The sequence below is a fragment of the Candidatus Rhabdochlamydia oedothoracis genome, from assembly GCF_019453995.1.
Taxonomy (GTDB): domain Bacteria; phylum Chlamydiota; class Chlamydiia; order Chlamydiales; family Rhabdochlamydiaceae; genus Rhabdochlamydia; species Rhabdochlamydia oedothoracis.
The window spans coordinates 1858171-1879229 of sequence record NZ_CP075587.1 but is presented as its reverse complement, the minus strand read 5'-3'; the positions used below and the strand labels follow the sequence as shown (position 1 = coordinate 1879229).

Here is a 21059-nt window from a genome sequence, read left to right as displayed (position 1 = left end):
TATCATGAAGGCTATATAGTTGATTGCGCGTCTTTCTTGGGTCTGGTAATTTCGAAAAATGCATCATAATAGATGAAGAATGAATGAATCCTTCCATTTTATACTCCTTATGAAAAAGGAGCCAGAATCATTTTTTATCTCTCAATTATCAAGAAAAATCTTCATGCGTTGGCCCTGTTATTTTCCTAAGGATAGTTTTACTGTAGAACATACTTCCTATATTAAAAAATAGTGCTCCTTCCCAAAATCTTAAGGTTAACTTAAAATAAATATTTAATTGATTTTCAATTTTCGATTGAAAAATAAATATTTAATTGATATCTGGTTTTATTGCTTGAAAACGACCTTTTAATCAAAAAAATAGGAAGGTAAGTATGTCTATTTCAGCTTTTCAAGACGTTTGCCGCATACATAACATTTCTACATCTGCTTGTAATGGAACAGCAGACAATTTTTATCCAGAATGCCCTGAAACAAAAAAGATGGTTATACGATTTTGGGAAAATAATGGAGCAAAATTTAACATTAATAAAGCTAACCAAGACGGATCTGTTGTATTTGACCCTCTTAATAGGGAAATAACATTCCCAAATGAAACACAGCTTCAAAAATTAGATCAAGCAGTTCAAGATTGTGTTTCTAAGCTCTTTGATTGTTTAAAAGAAGAAACTCTTCCTATAACAAAAGAACGAGTCATGATCATAATTGGTGACACAGTTGCTAAACCTCAAGTAGAAGAGAGTTCTTCTTTTTCCCAAGTAATCTAAACGCTATATTGCATGCAGGAATTAAACATTCTTGCATGCTTGCAAAGGCATCTATAGTGGTTCCGATTCAATCGTATAGAAAAATATTTTGTTTTGTGTTAAGCTATTGAGTATGAAAAAACTGATCCCTAGCCAGAGAGCTGACTTAGAACACAAGTTAAAGCATCCAAAAGACTATTCTGAACGGAATAGGCTTTGTGTAATTTTGGGCTATGATGAGGGTATCTCAACAAAAAATCTTGCTAAAACACTCCGGATAAGCCCTATCACTGTTCAGAAATACCTCAGAGAATATGATTCCGAAAATAAAACTGGAAGTAGCCCTCGAGGCGGTAGCAAATCAAAACTTTCACAAGACCAAAAAGAGTCTCTACTAAAACACCTACAGGAAAAGACCTATCTTAAAGTCAAAGGGATCATAGCTTATGTGCATGAGCAATATGGGATAAAATATTCCCGAAGTGGCATGACAGATTGGCTCATACAGCACGGATTTGTTTATAAACGTCCTAAAAAGATTCCTGGGAAATTAGATCCTGAAAAACAACGAATTTTCATAGAACAATATAGGGCTTTAAAGGAGACCTTAAACCCTGATGAAGAGATCTATTTCATAGATGCTGTGCATCCTGAACATCAGTCCCAAGCCGTATGTGGATGGATCAAAAAAGGCGTTCAAAAGACTTTGCAGACATCCGGGAAACAATTGCGATTGCATTTTGCTGGAGCTCTTTGCCTGACAGGAATGAAGATTTTTACAGAGGAATATAAGACAGTTGATGCCGATGCAATGCTCGATTTTTTCAAGAAGCTAGAAAAACAGACAGAGGCTCGAATTATTCATGTAATTTTGGATAATGCAAGATCAAACAAAAATAAGAAACTAGAAGAGTTTCTGATGTCTTCTAGGATTAAAGTGCACTATCTCCCTCCTTATTCGCCGAATTTGAATCCTATTGAACGCTTGTGGAAGATCTTAAAGGAAAAGACGGTATACAATCGATATTACGAAACGTCGGTGACTTTTTTTCAGGCAATTAGAGGATTCTTCTTAGAAGAGATACCGAAAATAACAGATATTTTGAAATGTAGGATAAACGACAAGTTTCAAGTCGTTGACTTAAATCCCATTAAGCTAGCCGTTTGAATCGGCACTAGTATATATTGGTTCCGATTCAATCGTATAGAAAAATATAGGATTAACGACAAGTTTCAAGTCGTTGACTTGAACCCCGTTAAGCTAGCCGTTTGAATTGGCACTGCTATATATAATTTTTTTTTAATTTACATCAAAAAACTGTTAAGAATGTTTTTATCCTTATGGACCTCAGTTTTGGGTTTTAGTCAATAGATTTCTTGCATAACCCCTTATTTTAAAGCTTTCATTTATAGATTCCTAATCTTAACAAAAGCATTTCCAGCTATATCGCTCAAACAATCATATCTCCTGGATTAAAATACTTTAAAATTTTAGATTGCTTATTGGTTATGCAAGAGATCTAATAAATAATCCCCAATTACTCTACACAAGAAATATTTCTAAGAGCCTGTTTAAAATCTTTTCAGTAAGGTATAATGTTTTAGCAGATGGAGGATGTTCTGGAGAAAAATTTGCAAAGAGTGTGCAGGAGATATTAGGATGTATAGTAGAAATAGCCAAAAGAAATACACTTCATACTTTTACAGTTAGTCTTTTCAAGTTTGAAGTGCACAGAAGAATTAAAAAAAGAATAGGCAGGCGATGAAAGAATCTCTATTGTGATTTTTAACAATCAAACACAAGGAGAGACCTTGCCTAAAGGCTACCATCACCTAACCTATGACCAAAGATGTCAGATTTATATTTTAAAAGCTAGAGGAGATACATCTAGCTCAATAGCAAACATTCTAAAAGTTCATCATAGCACTATTAGTAGGGAACTTAAGAGAAATAAAGGGCAACGAGGATACCGTCATCAGCAAGCTCAAGAAAAAGCATTTCTTAGAAAAAATTCTCAGCCCAATAAAAAAATGACTCCTCAAATAGTTACCCGTATTGAAGAAAAAATCAAGTTGCAATGGAGCCCTATACAAATATCCGGATGGCTTAAAAGACATGGTAAAGAACATGTTAGTCATGAGACCATCTATAATCATATCTGGAAAGATAAACGACAGGGAGGACAGCTTTATAGAGAGCTCCGTCATCGAGGGAAAAAATATAACAAGCAGAGAAAGGGAGCTTCTGGAAGAGGGAACATGCCTGGTCGTATAGATATTAAGCAACGGCCTTGTATTGTAGAAAAAAAGACTCGTTTAGGAGACTGGGAACTAGATACAGTCATAGGGGCAGGACATAAAGGCGTAATTGTATCAATGGTAGAAAGAACTTCCAAGCTAACTAAGCTCGCCAAAGTTTCTCATAAAACTGCAGAGGAAGTAAGTCAAGCGTTAATTGAACAACTTAAACCTATCAAAGATTTTGTACACACATTAACAGCAGACAACGGAAAAGAATTTGCCTATCACCAAATGGTTAGTTTCGAGCTAGAGACAGACTTCTACTTTGCAACGCCCTACCATTCTTGGGAAAGAGGCTTAAATGAGCATACAAACGGACTAGTTAGGCAATATTTTCCTAAAACACAAAGCTTTTTAGATACGACTTCCAAGGATATAGAAAGGGTGGAAACTTTACTAAATAACAGACCTAGAAAGGCTCTCAACTTCGAAACTCCACTAGAAGTGTTTACGAGATTATCTACAAACATGCTATGCTCGGGTGCACAATAGATGTTTTTTCAAGTATTTATATGTTCTTTTTTGTGCACTTCAAGGTTGAAAGGGCCCTTTTTAAAAAGTGGTTGTCAGTGGCGTATGTTACCCATAGGTTATCCTAAATGGGAATGATGTGATTATTATTTCCATCTTTGGAATAAAATTGCTAAAGAAAACTACATACAAGCCTGATATATGGTGGTTCTCGCTTTTATTGCTCTATTTTTGAAAAGATTTTAAACAGTCTCTAATATTTCCTGCACACTCTTTGCAAATTTTTCTCTAGAATATCCTCCATCTGCTAAAACATTTTTTACACCAAACAAATGGTTTTTATGTAGTGAAAATGCTTCTATACACCCATTTCTGTCAGTGATATTAGCGGTGGTAATGTGAATCGCATGAGGAAGCCCTTGGGTATCGACTGCTATATGTCTTTTTATTCCTGATATTTTTTTCCCTGCATCATATCCTTTCTTCTCCGCTGTATCAGTATTTTTAACACTTTGAGCATCAATAATTACAAAGCTTGTTTTCTCTTTCCGACCACTGCTTTTTCTGACCTCGCCAACCAATTTTTTTTAAAACTATTTCAAGAATACTCTTAGAATTTTTATTATCTTTTTTATTCCAAAGAGGGAAATAATAATCACATAATTCCCATTTAGGATATCCTATGGGTAACATACGCCACTGGCAACCACTTTTTAAAATGTACAAAATTCCACAAAAAATATCATAATACCTTAATGAGAAGATTTTAAACAGGCGCTTAGAGCTAATAAATGGTCTCCAAAAAAATTAAACGATTTCTGTATTTTTGGTTCTGCTCTTTATAGTCCTTGTGATGGAAATATTAGATCTCTTGCATAACCAATAAGCAATCTAAAATTTTAAAGTATTTTAATCCAGGAGATATAATTGTTTGAGCGATATAGCTGGAAATGCTTTTGTTAAGATTAGGAATCTATAAATGAAAGCTTTGAAATAAGGGGTTATGCAAGAAATCTAATCTCTAGATCAATTTGAAGATCTTGAGCCCATGATCATGGATATAAAAAATCCAGCCGGGAATTACTTGGCTATTCATAAAAGTGAAAATGAAATCATTGTTATTTTAGCAAATTTGATGAAGGGATCTCTTCTGGTTAAAAGAGGAGATGTAGTTAAAAAAGGTCAACTCATTGCTAGAGTCGGGAACTCCGGTCTTACATCAGAGCCCTATCTACATATTCATGCGGTATTAAATCATATAGGAGACTTTTTATTTATGGGAGAAGGCATTCCTATAACATTTAATCAGCGATTTCTTGTTCGTAATGATCTCATTTGCTAGGTTCCATGGATGTAATTGACGCAATAAAAAAGAGCGGGATACGCCGCAGAAAAAGAAAATAAGAAGTTATTCAGCCCCATGAAAATTGCATTGAATACATGAAAGAGAAATCCAATGGCAAAGAATAGGATCGTATACATCGGATGAAAAAAGAGCACTGTAAAAAATAGCATTTCAAATAAGAATACAAACCAGCTTAAGAAAGTGGTCAACAGATGCTTGCAGCTAATGAGTTGAAAAAAGAAACCATGACCATAACATTTTGTGCTAAAAATTCCATGTAGAGCGGATGATGTACGCCACATGGGAGAGATTAGTTTATTAAATCCAGCTATGAAATAAGAGGTGAGAAGCTCGCCTGCTATAAACAGTAGGCACGCTGTTGAAATGGAAGAATCCACTCCAAATAAGCTCCCTATGGATAGCGCAAATAAAATCACTAGAGTCATTTGATATGATCCATCCAAACCGTAAGGAGTTCTAAAATTCATTAATAAGTTCAAAAAAAAGACAGAGCAAATAAGAGTAGGAGAGATAATGTTTAACAAAGAAAATATGAATAATAAGAGAGAAGCAAATGCTCTTAAATAGATAGAGCATTTGAAGACATGATCTTGTAATAGTACATTAAAGAGTCTTTGCCTTAAGTCTTTTGCACGCCATTTGAAGCTAAGTTTTGCTACTTTCCAACTAAGCAATCCCGTTGGCTGGAAAATAGACCAACTTTTCAAATCTTCCAAAGATGCAATGAATAAACCCATCGATAAAATACATAAAGTAACTTGATAGGTAAAAGCAATATTTTTAAACGCTAAATAAGGATTCATGGATTACCTTTTGCTTATAGGATGCACATCGGATAGAAACATAACTTTGTAATCATGTACCCTGGAATTGGTGAGAATGAGAAATTGCATTTTCTCGGAAGAGGGCTTGTGATCTAGAGAATCTACGTAATTTAAGATTTGTAAGTAAGAGAGACTAATATATACTTGTCTTTTATCTTGTGCTGCATGACTGAAATTAATAAGATCTACTGCAAGGTCTACAAAAGCTTTGGTAAATCTGTGCTCTGGGTTCCAGAAGAAAGAATAGATAGAGCGTTTTTCTTTCAGGATATAGAGATCTTGCCATTCTTCTACTTCTTGGTTGTTAATCTCTCGATATAATAAGTGATAATCAAATGTATTTGGAGTAGGAGCGAAAAAACTCCAGCCGGGAATAAGCTGTGTACACATAGGGAAGCGGTTCCATAGGAAACTCAGTTTTTTAAACCCTCTTAAGAAACTTAATAGAAGAATAAAACAAAAAATACCTTTGATAAATACAATCATTTGATGACCTACTCATTTTTGAGATATTTTATAAATATCCCCGGTTAAGGGGATATCGTTTATAGGTTCTTATTTGTTAAGAATATTTTGTCTCATGTCTAACAATTGGTTTACATCTAACTTTGATGTTGGAGTATTTTCGGGATCTATAGGAAGCTGAAAATTCTCAGCGTCTCTTCCGGATTTTGTGATTAAAAAGAGAGTTACAATAGCTATTGCTACTGCTGCAGGAGCATACTTGGTGTTATCAGCTGCGAAATAGGGAGCTAATTCTTCCTTACCTACTAAATGCTTAGCAGCAAAATTAGGTTGATTTGTTTTAAGGGATCTTCTGTTTCCTATGATGGGGTTTTTCTCTAAGAAGAAGTTGCTAATTTTAGATGATATTCCATCTACAACAACAGGTTTTTCTGTATCTGTTATTGCTAATGTGTGACTTAGGTTAGTTATTCTCTGTTGAATTTCCATGTTAATACCTCTGCTTAAAATCTTTGAAAGATACATATTTACATTTGTGAAGCACATTTCCATGTATTCTTCATAAAGATTTATCTTTCAAATGATAAAGGCATGTTAAATTTTAATTAGACTTATTTGCAAATAAAAAAGTATAGGGATGCTTTGTATGTAATCTAGAAAAAATGGTTTTCCCTTGAGGATTTTTAAAGAGAGAAATTAATCATTTTTCCATTATAGAAAACTTGTTGTGCGTCTAGATATGTTTTGAGAAAAGAACTTTTCTAGGGGAACAATCACTGGATAAAGGGTTTGTAAATGTTTTTTAATAGCAGTAACTAATGTCTGTAAATCTGGGTAGTAGTCGGAGAGCTTACAGATAAACTCATGATGGGCTCTACCAGCGCGATAAGAGGGTGTTTTTTTAGGATGTAATAAGCAATCCATATAGTTAGGATTGTAATCCCATAAAAAACTGGTGTGATGTAGCCAACGCTCTTTTCTTACATATTGTGCGTTGCCTCCAAATTTTTTATCTCCTAAGACATAGTCATTTTCTTTTAAGCAAAAATCAGCATTAGCAAAAATAGGACGATAAAAGCCTTCGCTCCAACGCATAATCGGTTCTGGGTAGGCAGGAAAAGAATGTGTGTTTTTGGAGAAGACAAAGGTAACAAAAAGAGTGTTGTGATCTACTACAACAGTCCCTCCTCCGCTGAATCTTTTAATAAGGGGAATATGATAAGAAGTGGCTTTTTCTATGTGGACCAATTCCTCTTTTTTACCCGAAATTCCAAGCACAATAGCGGCAGAAGAGCCGTGATTAATCAGGCAAAAATCTTCTGTGTGGTCTCTTAAAAGAGATTCTTCTAAAAGCAGTTGATCAAAAATGGGGGTATTTTTTAGCTCTAGTAGATGAATAGGCATTAAGGCCTAGCTTTTAGAGAGACTAAGAGAACGGAAATATCTGCTGCGGAAACCCCTGAAATTCGAGAGGCTTGACCTAAAGTAATAGGATGCACGCGGTGTAGTTTTTCTCTAGCTTCATTGCTAAGGCCTGTAACGTTTAGAAAGTTAAATTCTTTGGAGATAGCAATTTGTTCGATTTTTTCCAATTTTTCCGCTTCTAGAGATTGTCTTTGAATATAGCCTGCGTATTTGAGCTGCAATTCGACTTGTGTATTTATTTCTGTTCCTAAATCCATTGCGATAGCAGGGAATTGCTGAATGAGGGTTTGATAGGTAAATTCCGGACGGCAAAGAAGCTGCGCAAGGCTGCTGCTTTTGTCTCGGATAGTGTGATGGTTTTGGGATAGAATAGAAATTTGTTTTTCAATCGCTGCTTTTTTTTCTAAGAGACGTTGATACTGCTTTTGATCGATCAGACCCAAAGAATGCCCATATTCGCGCAAACGAAGATCGGCGTTATCTTGTCTTAGCAAAAGACGATACTCCGCTCTACTTGTAAACATGCGATAGGGTTCATCGAGCTCTTGAGAAATCAGTTCGTCAATCATAACTCCAATATAGGCTTCTGATCTTTTTAAAATAAATGCAGGCTGGTTTTTCACTTGCGTAGCAGCGTTAATCCCTGCAATCAATCCTTGCGCTGCAGCTTCTTCATATCCAGTTGTTCCGTTAATTTGGCCAGCGAAAAACAAACCTTTGATTTTTTTCGTTTCTAAAGTAGGGTATAGTTGACCACTTTTTACAAAATCATATTCAATGGCATAAGCAGGGCGCATGATTTCGGCTTTTTCAAGACCTGCAATGGTGTGTAGCATCTTGATTTGTATATCAAAGGGAAGCGAGGAAGAGATGCCATTTACATAAATTTCTTCTGTTTCTAAACCCTCTGGTTCTAAAAAGATTTGATGGCGTTCTTTATCGGGGAAACGAACGATTTTATCTTCAATCGATGGGCAATACCGTGGCCCAATGCCTTGAATAATTCCAGAATACATCGGAGATAGATGTAAATTATCGCGAACAAGCTTTTTGGTTTCTTCGTTGGTATATGAGATCCAACAAGGGATTTGGGTCAGCCCAGGTATTTCAGGAGGGTCATAAGAAAAATATACATTTTCATCACCCTCTTGTGGTTCAAGCTGAGAGAAATCAACACTGCGTTTATTGATACGAGGAGGAGTCCCTGTTTTTAGGCGACCTAATACAAAGCCAAGCTCTTCTAAGGTTTTAGAAAGACCCATCGAAGATTGATCACCAGCTCTTCCTCCTGGGATTTGCGTATGACCAATATGAATCAATCCTCGCATAAAGGTGCCAGAAGAGATAATTACGGTTTTTCCATAAAAAGCGATCCCTTCTAAAGTGGTAACCCCTAGGATGTGATCTTCTTCAACAAGGAGTGTTTCAATGCTGCCTTGTTTAATTTCTAGGAAGGGGGTTTTTTCCAGGCGATGCTTCATAAGAGATGCATAGGCAAACCTATCGCATTGAGCTCTAGGAGACCAAACAGCAGGCCCTTTTGATGCATTGAGCATACGACGTTGGATAGCTGTTTGATCAGCTATCTTGCCCATAATGCCACCTATTGCATCGATTTCTCGAACCATTTGTCCTTTTGCTGTACCTCCAATAGCTGGATTACAACTCATTTTAGCAACCGTATCGAGCTGCATGGTAATGAGTAATGTCTTTACTCCCATGCAAGCAGAAACATGAGCAGCCTCACAGCCCGCATGTCCTGCTCCAACAACGATTACATCAAATATTTCAGGATATTTCCACATAGTTGATGGTATCTTAAATTTTAGATACTTTTAAGATTTTTTATGACGATCGCGACGTCTTCTTTTTTTTCTTTTGTGCTTAGCAATTTTTGCGCGGCGCTTTTTCTTTACAGATGCCATAAAAAGAGATTTTCTCCCGTTTTTTTAATCCATTTAATTAAAAAATAAAGACTTATCCTACAGCAGAGAGTGAAAAAAAGTAAAGCTCTAAAGTTTTTGTAAAGTGTTTTTTAAGAGTTGTTGAAAAAAAAGTTTTTAATTTGGGTTAAATGCAGCAAAGGCTTCTGCGTTGTCTGAGAAATCAGAATCAGCCTGTAAAGGGGAATAATTGACAAATTGTGCTAATTCTTTACGGTAAGTTAAATTTATATTACCAATAGCTCCATGCCGATTTTTAGCAACAATTAGCTCTGCTTGGCCAGGTTTGTCATAAGGGTCATAGTACTCACGGCGTAATAAAAACATCACAATATCGCTGTCTTGTTCAATACTGCCAGATTCTCTTAAATCACTCATCATAGGTCTATGCCCTGTTCTTTCTTCTACCTTACGAGAGAGTTGCGATAGACAAAGAATAGGCAGAGAAAGTTCTCGTGCAAGTGTTTTCATCATACGAGAGATTTCAGAGATTTCATTTTGACGGTTTTCTTGACTTCGGGAAAGACCAGATCCAGTAATGAGTTGTAAATAGTCAACAACCAAAAACTGGATATTATGACTCTCTTTCATACGACGAGCTCTAGCTCTTAAGTCTGTAATCTTTAACCCAGGTTGATCGTCTATGATAACAGTCGCTTCCATCATAGAATTTACAGCAGCAACAATTCTTTGGTATTCTATGCCATTTAAAGAACCTGTGCGAATCTTATCAGAGGCTACTTCAGATTGGCTACAAATCATGCGATGTAATAATTGTTCAGCGGTCATTTCTAAAGAAAATACACCAACGGGCAGCCCGGTTTTAAAAGCAACATTTTCTGCTATATTTAAAGCAAGTGCTGTTTTTCCCATGGCAGGCCTTGCAGCTAAAATCATCAGATTTGAAGCGGTTAAACCATTAATCATTTTATCTAAATCTATAAAATGAGAAGGGATGCCTGTGATTCCTAGATCTTCGGGTCCTTTTTGTTGATATTTCTCTTGCTTTTCTTGTAATGCTTTTAGATAAGGGAGCTGCACTTCAGAGCGCACGCCTGAAAGCAGATCTTTAATAGAAACCCCAGCGCATGGACTAGCTGATTGACTGATTAAAAAAAATTTACCCTGAGCTTCATCTAATAAGATGCTAACATCACTGGGTTCATTTAAAGCTGCTTTTTCCACCTCTTGTGCAGCTACGACCATTCTTCTTAAGGTGGATTTGCTGCGAACAAGATCTACATATTCTTCAATATAAGCAGAGCTACCAGCGTATTGAGCTAATACTGTTAAATGGGCAATTCCACCTACATAGGAGAGTTTTTGCTGTCTTTTAAGCTCTTCTGCAATTAAGTGGATATCAGCTGGTTTATCATTACGGTATGCGGTCTTTAGGGCTTGAAAGATGATTTTGTGTTCTGTGAAATAAAAATCTGCTTCGTCAAGGCCGTCAGCTGCTACATTGAGACTATTAATATTGGTTAACATAGAGCCTAGCACCATCATCTCTGATTCTTTAGAGTGAGGGGCTGATTTTATTTTGGGCGATGACTTTGACATAAAAAACCTCAAACTGCAGTATCTTTTATTTAGCAATATAAGAAAAGGCTGTGTTTTAAGAAACGCAGCCAAAGATCGGAAAGAGTGGGATTTGAACCCACGGTACCCGTGAGGGTACGCGTCCTTAGCAGGGACGTGCCTTCGGCCACTCAGCCATCTTTCCTTAAGATGATGCTAGCTAGTTTATATGCAAATAGATTTACAAGCAACTCTCAATCTATCCCATTTGATTCTAACGGTTTTCCATTGAGGGCATTCCAATGGCTGGTATGCAAGGAACCATCGGGATTTTGTACAACAATACAATGAACCGGAAGGTAGACAGAAGCGGTTTTTCGAATAGCAAAGTCTTCACCAAAAGCTGAGCTAGTAATTCTTTCAATTTGTGAAAGAGAATAACGCCTAGATACGCAAAGAGCTTGGCGGTAGGGTTGAGTGACTAAACGCTCTTCAATGAGAGTAGAGGGAGTAATTTTTAATTTAGGATTTTCTAAATGCAGTCGATAACGCCCTCCGTGTTGTACAATCAATTGCTTACGACGACAGGTTTCAATCAGTGCATCGATTACCTCTGTTTCTACATGAATATTTTTACGTAAATCCTCTCGATGGATCACGCCTCCTTTTTGAGCGATTGCATTGATGATTTTGAACTCACGACGATCTACATTTGCATTAATGCAATCAGCGAACCCATGTGTTTTATCCCAATCCTTAGCATTAATTACCATTTCTCCATCGGTTAAATCCCATAATATAATCCCTTCTTTTGTTTTCGCATCAGATGCGCTGTATTTAACTTCTAAAAGTAAATAAGGATAGAATTTCAAAGAAGGTTCGAGATATTGATGTTTAGCATCTTTAAGCAAAATCTTTTGTTGAGACTCCATGATTTGTTCTGCTGTATAGCGAATCTCTAGTGTATGAAAATGTCCTATGTTTAGTACATCTTCTACTTTATTTTTCCAATCGGGTTTGTTATAAGAGGCCCACCATAGACCATAGCCAAGAGCTCCTAGGCTAAATAAACTAAATAAAAGACGCATCTATTCTCCTTGTCTGCCCGTTTGTTAATGATATATCAAATTTTAGAAAATGATGTAACTAATTGGATGATTTTCATCCATTATGAGGGTAAGTTGAATAGTTTTCTAGATCCAAACCGTTTATGAGTTTATTAGGACAAACAAATATTCTGTTTAGAAAGTAGCAAGATCATAAGAAGAATGGTTTAGGAAATGCATTACTTCTAGATCGCTAACAGGATCAAAGACATGATAAAAATTAGAGATTTTTCCAAAAAAGGAAGGGGAAAACAAACACGTGATTTGTTCATTTGAGATTTTTGCAACGGACTAGTTAGGTAATATTTTCCTAAGAGCCTGTTTAAAATCTTTTCAAAAGTAGAGCAATAAAAGCAAGAACCACCATATTCAGGCTTGTATGTAGTTTTCTTTCGCAATTTTTCCATAGCCTGCGACGTTTTTCTATCCACGCAAAAGAACGCTCTACAACCCATCTTTTGGGAATAACTGTAAAAGTATGAAGTGTATTTCTTTATATCTCCTGCACGCTCTTTGCAAATTTCTCTCCAGAATATCCTCCATCTGCTAAAACATTTTTTGCACCGAACAAATTGTTTTTATGTAGTGAAAATGCTTCTATACACCCATTTCTGTCAGTGATATTAGCGGTGGTAATGTGAATCGCATGAGGAAGCCCTTGGGTATCGACTGCTATATGTCTTTTTATTCCTGATATTTTTTTCCCTGCATCATATCCTTATCTTCTCCGCTGTATCAGTATTTTTAACACTTTGAGCATCAATAATTACAAAGCTTGTTTTCTCTTTCCGACCACTGCTTTTTCTGACCTCGCCAACCAATTTTTTTTAAAACTATTTCAAGAATACTCTTAGAATTTTTATCATCTTTTTTATTCCAAAGAGGGAAATAATAATAACATAATTCCCATTTAGGATAATCTATGGGTAACATACGCCACTGGCAACCACTTGTTAAAATGTACAAAATTCCACAAAAAATATCATATAGATCAACTCTTCGTGGACGTGTTTTTTTGCGTGTAGACTCAAGTATTAGATGGATTTTGTTAAATTGTTTACGAGAAATATCGCTTGGATAAGAGCGGGTCATAACTACCTCCAAAGGTTTTATGAAAACTATCATTATACCTTAATGAAAAGATTTTAAACAGGCTCTTAGATACGACTTCCAAGGATATGGAAAGGGTGGAAACTTATACTAAATAACAGACCTAGAAAGGCTCTCAACTTCGAAACTCCACTAGAAGTGTTTAGGAGATTAGATCTCTTGCATAACCAATAAGCAATCTAAAATTTTAAAGTGGCCCTTTCAACCTTGAAGTGCACAAAAAAGAACATATAAATACTTGAAAAAACATCTATTGTGCACCCGAGCATAGCATGTTTGTAGATAATCTCGTAAACACTTCTAGTGGAGTTTCGAAGTTGAGAGCCTTTCTAGGTCTGTTATTTAGTAAAGTTTCCACCCTTTCTATATCCTTGGAAGTCGTATCTAAAAAGCTTTGTGTTTTAGGAAAATATTGCCTAACTAGTCCGTTTGTATGCTCATTTAAGCCTCTTTCCCAAGAATGGTAGGGCGTTGCAAAGTAGAAGTCTGTCTCTAGCTCGAAACTAACCATTTGGTGATAGGCAAATTCTTTTCCGTTGTCTGCTGTTAATGTGTGTACAAAATCTTTGATAGGTTTAAGTTGTTCAATTAACGCTTGACTTACTTCCTCTGCAGTTTTATGAGAAACTTTGGCGAGCTTAGTTAGCTTGGAAGTTCTTTCTACCATTGATACAATTACGCCTTTATGTCCTGCCCCTATGACTGTATCTAGTTCCCAGTCTCCTAAACGAGTCTTTTTTTCTACAATACAAGGCCGTTGCTTAATATCTATACGACCAGGCATGTTCCCTCTTCCAGAAGCTCCCTTTCTCTGCTTGTTATATTTTTTCCCTCGATGACGGAGCTCTCTATAAAGCTGTCCTCCCTGTCGTTTATCTTTCCAGATATGATTATAGATGGTCTCATGACTAACATGTTCTTTACCATGTCTTTTAAGCCATCCGGATATTTGTATAGGGCTCCATTGCAACTTGATTTTTTCTTCAATACGGGTAACTATTTGAGGAGTCATTTTTTTATTGGGCTGAGAATTTTTTCTAAGAAATGCTTTTTCTTGAGCTTGCTGATGACGGTATCCTCGTTGCCCTTTATTTCTCTTAAGTTCCCTACTAATAGTGCTATGATGAACTTTTAGAATGTTTGCTATTGAGCTAGATGTATCTCCTCTAGCTTTTAAAATATAAATCTGACATCTTTGGTCATAGGTTAGGTGATGGTAGCCTTTAGGCAAGGTCTCTCCTTGTGTTTGATTGTTAAAAATCACAATAGAGATTCTTTCATCGCCTGCCTATTCTTTTTTTAATTCTTCTGTGCACTTCAAACTTGAAAAGACTAGTATTTTAATCCAGGAGATATGATTGTTTGAGCGATATAGCTGGAAATGCTTTTGTTAAGATTAGGAATCTATAAATGAAAGCTTTAAAATAAGGGGTTATGCAAGAAATCTATTATCTACAAACATGCTATGCTCGGGTGCACAATAGATGTTTTTTCAAGTATTTATATGTTCTTTTTTGTGCACTTCGAGGTTGAAAGGGCCCTATTTCCATGCAAGTCAAATTTAGCTTAAACTAAAAAATCTTTAGTTTAGATTTAATTTTTCTTGGGAAAGTAACCAGCTAAGATCTTGTTGTAGAAATTCATCAAAATTAGAACAGAGCTTTTGATAAGAGGTTTGATCATTTCTGCGGTAAATATAACCGATGCAATGAGTATCGTAGATGCTTACTTGAGTATGACATAGATCGGAAGGAGGAATGCAGAGTTTATTGACGAGGTGCCCTATTTTTTCTTTAATAACTGTAAAGGGGGAAGCAACCATAATTAAAAAGAATTCATCTTTAGTTTGAGTTTTATAAAAAATAGGGGTGTGGGTATAGTCTGCGTTAATTGCTTTAAGCATCATGTTAAAAAGCATCTTTAGTATAGAAGGCATAATTAAGGTTTGGCTTAAAGGAGGAGTAAGTGAATAGAAGAAATTTTCTAGTAAAAAATTTTCATGGGAAGAGAGCTCTTTAAAAGAGCTACAAAGCTCGTGGAAAACCTCTTGTTGTTTAGAAAGAATACCTCCATTGAAGTCGCGAATGCCCCCTTTGAAAATACGATTGAGTTCAGAAGAAAGAAATTGACGGGCTTTAAACAGATCAATAGAAAACCTACGCAGGAATGGAGTTTTACTAAGAGCTACATAGAAGATATTTGCTTCCTTTTGATATTTCTTTCTAACTAATCCCGCAGATTTAACCTCTAACCGCTCAATTTTAAGGGAGGTGTTCGCTTTGCTGAATAACTGGATAATATCTGGGGAAGAATCATTAAGAACTCTTAGCAAAATAACGGTAAATATGAGCTGATGTTTTGTTTGGGTATTAAAAGAGATAGTGACCTGAGGTAGATCATTAATATATTTTAGTTGGCGGCTGAGCAATACAATGCTTCGTATGATTTCTTCTTCATTACGAGGCATTAAAACAGGATGAATTATACTTTCTATATTTTCTTTTAATTCTCGATTTAAACTTTTACGTAACTCTTTAATTTCATCCATCCTAAATGGAGTGTTGTCTCTTTTCTCAATTTCTAGATAGAAAAGACGAATAGGATCATGGGTTCTACGATCAAGAACAAAAGAATTTTCTACTTTGGAAACATTAGGTAAACAATGGCGAATAGCTTCTAATATGTGACGCTCTTCAAATAGCTCGCTTTCTTTTAATACATTAATACCACCAATAATACCTAGTACAGGCTTATGCTCTTGAGTAGAGTTAGAGAAGAGATAAGCGCGGAAAATTTTTAAAATTAAGTGTCTTTTTTCAGGGTTTTTAGCAAGTTGATAGAGTAAATTTTTCCTAAATAAATACTGAAAGGAAACTAAACGAATGAGATGCCGGATTTCTCTTGCCGCGGTAAATCGGCTGCCAAATAAAAAAGAATAATATCTAATCTCTTCAAAGATATCTCGATCAAAAATTTTTGCTTTCTGTCTTAAAGAAGGATTAAATTTAGGTTGTATACGAGAAATCTTTTTTTCAGCGTTAAGTTGCAAAAACAAACTATGCATCAAATTAAACATACTGCTATCGAGCTCTTTAGTAGAGCGATTCAAAGAAGAGGCGATATTCTCTTTAATCATAAAACGTTTTTGTTCAGCGGATAGGTTTTTAATTGAAATCACTCGACGAGCATATCTCACTGCTAAAATATTCAGATAAATCTCTTTTTGAAGGCTAGATATATTGCTTTTTAAAAGCATCAGATCATTGCTGTCTAATATATCTATGTAAATTTGATGAAAATAAAAGGATTGCTTAGGAGAGCAATGAAAAGCAATATTTGCTCCACAAGAGCAAGAGATGTTTAAAAGCTTTCCAGGGATTAACCATTGACTTAAAATATCGCAAAAATATCTTCCTATACCTGTGGTAAATTCAGAAGCACAGATTAGACTCATTTTAATGGAGCAAGGAGCTTTATAAGGATCATCCCATGAGATAAGAGGTTGTTTTTTCCTAAGTTCTAAAACCATAGAACGCATTTTTTCTTGAGAGGGATTTGTTAGAAAATCTTTCATAAATTCATCGGGTAAAACCTTTTCCAAAGATTTACTAATAAATTTTGAAAAGAGATCAAGGTTTTCTATATCTTTTTCGTCAGCAGCGATTACAATTTTTATATAATCACTCAAATTGCAAGGTTTTTTCATAGAATCAGAATCTGGATACATAAGCATATTCATTTCTTTCTACTTTTTTTATCTTTAGAAGGTATCGGCAGTAATAATCGATCTCCCCACAACGGTATATTCAAGCGTGGATTTACAATGTAAACAAAGTCCATATGATATAGAGGGATGAGAGGCATTTCTTTTAAGAAAAGCTCCTCTGCTTGTTCTAGAGTGCGAAAGCGTGTTTTGCCTTGCTCATAAAAAGAACGATCGAGTAGTTGAATGTATTCTGCATTTTCCCAATTTGTAAAATTTTTCGCATAGGTTCTATATTTGAATCTCTCAAGAATACTCATGGGATCGTGATACATCGCGCTCCAAAGAGTATAACACATGAAATAATCTCCACTTGTTAGCCTATCCACAACAATTCTATAGTCCAAAGATTCTATTTTAATAAAGATGCCTAAAGCATCTAACCACTGCTGTTGGATGGTTTGCATGACTTTGCTTGTTGTAGAAGAGAGAGATTGATAATATAAGGTAACCCCATCAAAGGCATCTTTAGTAATGCCTAGTTCTTCCATTGCTTCTTCTAGTAAGATCTTAGCTTGGCTTACATCATTGTCTTTAAAAAAAGAACGGTTGCGATTTTGTTTTAAAAAAGGAGGAATCATATTTGTTGCAATGGAACTTGCTTGATAGACGATATTATCTACTAGTTCTTGACGATTAAGGCTTAAGCTAAAAGCTCTACGGATTTTAGAATGGTGAAAAGGAGCTTTATCAGTATTGAAAGCAATGATCATAGTAGTAGGAGTTGATTCTCTAGAAATTTTCCATTTTTTCTCTAGATCGGGAATGGCTTCTAAAGGAATAGAGGTTAGAGAATCTCCAATGATGTCCACTAAACCCTTTTCAAACATTTGTAAAGTGGTTGCTTCATTTTCAACGATGTGGAAGATAATTTTTTCTGAATGCACATCTTCTGTTTTTCTATAATGAGGATTAGAGGTAGCAATAATTTCATCCCCATATTCCCATTTTTCTAATACAAAAGGACCATTGCATATAAAGTTAGGGCCTGCAGAGTGAGCCCAATTAGGATTTTCTCTATCATTTTTGATATTGACAGGCGAAAAAACACAAAAAGAAAGCAAATTAATCAAATAAGGGGTAGGCTTTTCTAAAGTAATCACAAGGGTTTTTGTATCTACTGCTTTAATTCCTACTTCATCAAGAGAAATAAGTCCTTTTTTTGCTAAATCTGCGTTTTTTATCGGATAAAATAATTGGGCATTCATGGAGGGAAAATTAGGATTTAAAATATCTTTCCAAGACTGCTCAAAATCATAGGCCGTAACGGGAGTGTTATTAGACCAAACCGTATCTCTTAAGTGAAAAGTATAGATGAGATAATCCTCTGATACTTCGTACGATTCGGCTTGAGCTAGTTTAAAGCATTGGTCTGGATAGAGTTTTACAAGTCCTTCAAAAAATAGAGAATGCATTTGCGAGGAATACCAATCTCCTCCTTTACGAGGATCCATTGTTTTTGGCTCTGCTTTCATATGTAAATGAAGTTTTTGAGTTTGTCGCTCTAGATTTTGACGTTTAATGAAAAAAAAAGTAGAAACAATAAGAAATAGAAAAAATATCATCTTTTTCATAGGAGATATCCTTAGATTGACGTATCAAAAAAAGGGCGAGCATAATCTTTTATAAGATTATTTGTAAATCATAAAGATGTAATTTAATTTTAACTAAGGATGGTTTCAAAATGGGAAAGTTAATTTTATTTTCTTAAGTTTTTTTAAACAGTCTTTTCAAGTTTGAAGTGCACAGAAGAATTAAAAAAAGAATAGGCAGGCGATGAAAGAATCTCTATTGTGATTTTTAACAATCAAACACAAGGAGAGACCTTGCCTAAAGGCTACCATCACCTAACCTATGACCAAAGATGTCAGATTTATATTTTAAAAGCTAGAGGAGATACATCTAGCTCAATAGCAAACATTCTAAAAGTTCATCATAGCACTATTAGTAGGGAACTTAAGAGAAATAAAGGGCAACGAGGATACCGTCATCAGCAAGCTCAAGAAAAAGCATTTCTTAGAAAAAATTCTCAGCCCAATAAAAAAATGACTCCTCAAATAGTTACCCGTATTGAAGAAAAAATCAAGTTGCAATGGAGCCCTATACAAATATCCGGATGGCTTAAAAGACATGGTAAAGAACATGTTAGTCATGAGACCATCTATAATCATATCTGGAAAGATAAACGACAGGGAGGACAGCTTTATAGAGAGCTCCGTCATCGAGGGAAAAAATATAACAAGCAGAGAAAGGGAGCTTCTGGAAGAGGGAACATGCCTGGTCGTATAGATATTAAGCAACGGCCTTGTATTGTAGAAAAAAAGACTCGTTTAGGAGACTGGGAACTAGATACAGTCATAGGGGCAGGACATAAAGGCGTAATTGTATCAATGGTAGAAAGAACTTCCAAGCTAACTAAGCTCGCCAAAGTTTCTCATAAAACTGCAGAGGAAGTAAGTCAAGCGTTAATTGAACAACTTAAACCTATCAAAGATTTTGTACACACATTAACAGCAGACAACGGAAAAGAATTTGCCTATCACCAAATGGTTAGTTTCGAGCTAGAGACAGACTTCTACTTTGCAACGCCCTACCATTCTTGGGAAAGAGGCTTAAATGAGCATACAAACGGACTAGTTAGGCAATATTTTCCTAAAACACAAAGCTTTTTAGATACGACTTCCAAGGATATAGAAAGGGTGGAAACTTTACTAAATAACAGACCTAGAAAGGCTCTCAACTTCGAAACTCCACTAGAAGTGTTTACGAGATTATCTACAAACATGCTATGCTCGGGTGCACAATAGATGTTTTTTCAAGTATTTATATGTTCTTTTTTGTGCACTTCAAGGTTGAAAGGGCCAACCAAGAAAGTTTTTAGAAATCTAGCCGGAGATCTTTAAGTGAAATATTTATAGAAAAGAAACTTTTTTTAGATTTATACAATTAGAATAGAGTTCTTTGAAGGGCCCTTTCAACCTCGAAGTGCACAAAAAAGAACATATAAATACTTGAAAAAACATCTATTGTGCAACCGAGCATAGCATGTTTGTAGATAATCTCCTAAACACTTCTAGTGGAGTTTCGAAGTTGAGAGCCTTTCTAGGTCTGTTATTTAGTATAAGTTTCCACCCTTTCCATATCCTTGGAAGTCGTATCTAAGAGCCTGTTTAAAATCTTTTCATTAAGGTATAATGATAGTTTTCATAAAACCTTTGGAGGTAGTTATGACCCGCTCTTATCCAAGCGATATTTCTCGTAAACAATTTAGCAAAATCCATCTAATACTTGAGTCTACACGCAAAAAAACACGTCCACGAAGAGTTGATCTATATGATATTTTTTGTGGAATTTTGTACATTTTAACAAGTGGTTGCCAGTGGCGTATGTTACCCATAGATTATCCTAAATGGGAATTATGTTATTATTATTTCCATCTTTGGAATAAAAAAGATGATAAAAATTCTAAGAGTATTCTTGAAATAGTTTTAAAAAAAATTGGTTGGCGAGGTCAGAAAAAGCAGTGGTCGGAAAGAGAAAACAAGCTTTGTAATTATTGATGCTCAAAGTGTTAAAAATACTGATACAGCGGAGAAGATAAGGATATGATGCAGGGAAAAAATATCAGGAATAAAAAGACATATAGCAGTCGATACCCAAGGGCTTCCTCATGCGATTCACATTACCACCGCTAATATCACTGACAGAAATGGATGTATAGAAGCATTTTCACTACATAAAAACCATTTGTTCGGTGTAAAAAATGTTTTAGCAGATGGAGGATATTCTGGAGAAAAATTTGCAAAGAGTGTGCAGGAGATATTAGGATGTATAGTAGAAATAGCCAAAAGAAATACACTTCATACTTTTACAGTTATTCCCAAAAGATGGGTTGTAGAGCGTTCTTTTGCGTGGATAGAAAAATGTCGCAGGCTATGGAAAAATTGCGAAAGAAAACTACATACAAGCCTGAATAGGTGGTTCTTGCTTTTATTGCTCTACTTTTGAAAAGAGTTTAAAC

At 35.5% G+C, this 21059-nt stretch carries 17 protein-coding genes, 1 tRNA gene and 3 pseudogenes; 7 read left to right on the top strand and 14 right to left on the bottom strand.

Translation table 11 applies throughout. From position 1 onward, the window contains the following. The first annotated feature begins 374 nt into the window (after positions 1-374). The 4 genes from RHABOEDO_RS10380 (at position 375) to RHABOEDO_RS10370 (ending at position 3539) form a co-directional block, all read left to right on the top strand. On the top strand, positions 375-767 hold the full coding sequence (locus tag RHABOEDO_RS10380; RefSeq protein WP_215217317.1) for a hypothetical protein: 393 nt from the start codon (positions 375-377) through the stop codon (positions 765-767). Between the two features lie 112 nt (positions 768-879). Continuing rightward, positions 880-1914 (top strand): IS630 family transposase, encoded by a 1035-nt coding sequence (locus RHABOEDO_RS10375; RefSeq protein ID WP_220017502.1) that lies wholly within the window; start codon positions 880-882, stop codon positions 1912-1914. 475 nt (positions 1915-2389) lie between these two features. Further along, positions 2390-2512, top strand: a complete 123-nt coding sequence (locus tag RHABOEDO_RS11905) for a hypothetical protein (protein WP_434062174.1) — start codon at positions 2390-2392, stop codon at positions 2510-2512. A 13-nt stretch (positions 2513-2525) separates the two neighbouring features. Further along, complete coding sequence (locus RHABOEDO_RS10370) at positions 2526-3539, top strand: IS30 family transposase (protein ID WP_215216525.1); 1014 nt, start codon at positions 2526-2528, stop codon at positions 3537-3539. Positions 3540-3772: 233 nt separating this feature from the next. Here RHABOEDO_RS10370 and RHABOEDO_RS10365 read toward each other — a convergent pair. Continuing rightward, positions 3773-4265: pseudogene (locus RHABOEDO_RS10365) on the bottom strand (IS5 family transposase); the annotation flags it as partial. A gap of 301 nt (positions 4266-4566) precedes the next feature. On the opposite strand from RHABOEDO_RS10365, the gene RHABOEDO_RS10355 reads away from it, so the two are divergent. Further along, the gene (locus tag RHABOEDO_RS10355) at positions 4567-4860 is read left to right on the top strand and encodes a M23 family metallopeptidase (RefSeq protein WP_215217267.1); all 294 of its coding nucleotides are present in this window, start codon (positions 4567-4569) and stop codon (positions 4858-4860) included. Here the strand turns inward: RHABOEDO_RS10355 and RHABOEDO_RS10350 are convergent. From RHABOEDO_RS10350 to RHABOEDO_RS10290, 13 genes and pseudogenes are all read right to left on the bottom strand, one after another. Continuing rightward, positions 4857-5327 carry a hypothetical protein gene (locus RHABOEDO_RS10350; RefSeq protein ID WP_220017613.1) on the bottom strand — a complete coding sequence of 157 codons (471 nt, stop codon included), beginning with the start codon at positions 5325-5327 and terminating at the stop codon, positions 4857-4859. The two genes, RHABOEDO_RS10355 and RHABOEDO_RS10350, sit on opposite strands and share 4 nt — an antisense overlap. Positions 5328-5690: 363 nt before the next feature. Beyond that, positions 5691-6194 (bottom strand): hypothetical protein, encoded by a 504-nt coding sequence (locus tag RHABOEDO_RS10345; RefSeq protein ID WP_215217265.1) that lies wholly within the window; start codon positions 6192-6194, stop codon positions 5691-5693. Between the two features lie 69 nt (positions 6195-6263). Next, positions 6264-6662 (bottom strand): hypothetical protein, encoded by a 399-nt coding sequence (locus tag RHABOEDO_RS10340; protein WP_215217264.1) that lies wholly within the window; start codon positions 6660-6662, stop codon positions 6264-6266. A 222-nt stretch (positions 6663-6884) separates the two neighbouring features. Continuing rightward, complete coding sequence (locus RHABOEDO_RS10335) at positions 6885-7577, bottom strand: lipoyl protein ligase domain-containing protein (protein WP_215217263.1); 693 nt, start codon at positions 7575-7577, stop codon at positions 6885-6887. Next, positions 7577-9403 (bottom strand): tRNA uridine-5-carboxymethylaminomethyl(34) synthesis enzyme MnmG, encoded by a 1827-nt coding sequence (gene mnmG, locus RHABOEDO_RS10330; protein ID WP_215217262.1) that lies wholly within the window; start codon positions 9401-9403, stop codon positions 7577-7579. The genes RHABOEDO_RS10335 and mnmG overlap by 1 nt, the downstream gene beginning before the upstream one ends. Before the next feature lie 30 nt (positions 9404-9433). Continuing rightward, on the bottom strand, positions 9434-9523 hold the full coding sequence (locus tag RHABOEDO_RS11640; protein ID WP_138107291.1) for an AURKAIP1/COX24 domain-containing protein: 90 nt from the start codon (positions 9521-9523) through the stop codon (positions 9434-9436). A gap of 135 nt (positions 9524-9658) precedes the next feature. Beyond that, positions 9659-11101: a replicative DNA helicase gene (gene dnaB / locus RHABOEDO_RS10320; protein ID WP_215217261.1), complete on the bottom strand. Its 1443-nt coding sequence runs from the start codon at positions 11099-11101 to the stop codon at positions 9659-9661. A gap of 76 nt (positions 11102-11177) precedes the next feature. Then, positions 11178-11264 (bottom strand) — tRNA-Ser (locus RHABOEDO_RS10315). Positions 11265-11313: 49 nt separating this feature from the next. Beyond that, the gene (locus RHABOEDO_RS10310) at positions 11314-12147 is read right to left on the bottom strand and encodes a hypothetical protein (protein ID WP_215217260.1); all 834 of its coding nucleotides are present in this window, start codon (positions 12145-12147) and stop codon (positions 11314-11316) included. A 340-nt stretch (positions 12148-12487) separates the two neighbouring features. Further along, positions 12488-13257: pseudogene (locus RHABOEDO_RS10305) on the bottom strand (IS5 family transposase). Between the two features lie 268 nt (positions 13258-13525). Then, positions 13526-14539 (bottom strand): IS30 family transposase, encoded by a 1014-nt coding sequence (locus tag RHABOEDO_RS10300; protein ID WP_215216525.1) that lies wholly within the window; start codon positions 14537-14539, stop codon positions 13526-13528. A 318-nt stretch (positions 14540-14857) separates the two neighbouring features. Continuing rightward, entirely contained in the window at positions 14858-17008 is a 2151-nt protein-coding gene (locus tag RHABOEDO_RS10295) for a hypothetical protein (protein ID WP_220017612.1), read from the bottom strand. Positions 17009-17010: 2 nt separating this feature from the next. Then, the gene (locus RHABOEDO_RS10290) at positions 17011-18612 is read right to left on the bottom strand and encodes a peptide ABC transporter substrate-binding protein (RefSeq protein WP_215217620.1); all 1602 of its coding nucleotides are present in this window, start codon (positions 18610-18612) and stop codon (positions 17011-17013) included. A 219-nt stretch (positions 18613-18831) separates the two neighbouring features. Between RHABOEDO_RS10290 and RHABOEDO_RS10285 the strand changes: the two genes are divergently transcribed. Continuing rightward, positions 18832-19845 (top strand): IS30 family transposase, encoded by a 1014-nt coding sequence (locus RHABOEDO_RS10285; protein WP_215216525.1) that lies wholly within the window; start codon positions 18832-18834, stop codon positions 19843-19845. Positions 19846-20265: 420 nt separating this feature from the next. Further along, positions 20266-21057, top strand: a pseudogene (locus RHABOEDO_RS10280) (IS5 family transposase). The last annotated feature ends 2 nt before the right edge of the window (positions 21058-21059 follow it).

Coding starts and splice junctions, on each gene's coding strand:
- RHABOEDO_RS10355 (WP_215217267.1), top strand. CDS start 4,567: ATGATCATGGATATAAAAAATCCAGCCGGGAATTACTTGGCTATTCAT.
- RHABOEDO_RS10380 (WP_215217317.1), top strand. CDS start 375: ATGTCTATTTCAGCTTTTCAAGACGTTTGCCGCATACATAACATTTCT.
- dnaB (WP_215217261.1), bottom strand. CDS start 11,101: ATGTCAAAGTCATCGCCCAAAATAAAATCAGCCCCTCACTCTAAAGAA.
- RHABOEDO_RS10310 (WP_215217260.1), bottom strand. CDS start 12,147: ATGCGTCTTTTATTTAGTTTATTTAGCCTAGGAGCTCTTGGCTATGGT.
- mnmG (WP_215217262.1), bottom strand. CDS start 9,403: ATGTGGAAATATCCTGAAATATTTGATGTAATCGTTGTTGGAGCAGGA.
- RHABOEDO_RS10345 (WP_215217265.1), bottom strand. CDS start 6,194: ATGATTGTATTTATCAAAGGTATTTTTTGTTTTATTCTTCTATTAAGT.
- RHABOEDO_RS11640 (WP_138107291.1), bottom strand. CDS start 9,523: ATGGCATCTGTAAAGAAAAAGCGCCGCGCAAAAATTGCTAAGCACAAA.
- RHABOEDO_RS10340 (WP_215217264.1), bottom strand. CDS start 6,662: ATGGAAATTCAACAGAGAATAACTAACCTAAGTCACACATTAGCAATA.
- RHABOEDO_RS10375 (WP_220017502.1), top strand. CDS start 880: ATGAAAAAACTGATCCCTAGCCAGAGAGCTGACTTAGAACACAAGTTA.
- RHABOEDO_RS10295 (WP_220017612.1), bottom strand. CDS start 17,008: ATGCTTATGTATCCAGATTCTGATTCTATGAAAAAACCTTGCAATTTG.
- RHABOEDO_RS10290 (WP_215217620.1), bottom strand. CDS start 18,612: ATGAAAAAGATGATATTTTTTCTATTTCTTATTGTTTCTACTTTTTTT.
- RHABOEDO_RS10335 (WP_215217263.1), bottom strand. CDS start 7,577: ATGCCTATTCATCTACTAGAGCTAAAAAATACCCCCATTTTTGATCAA.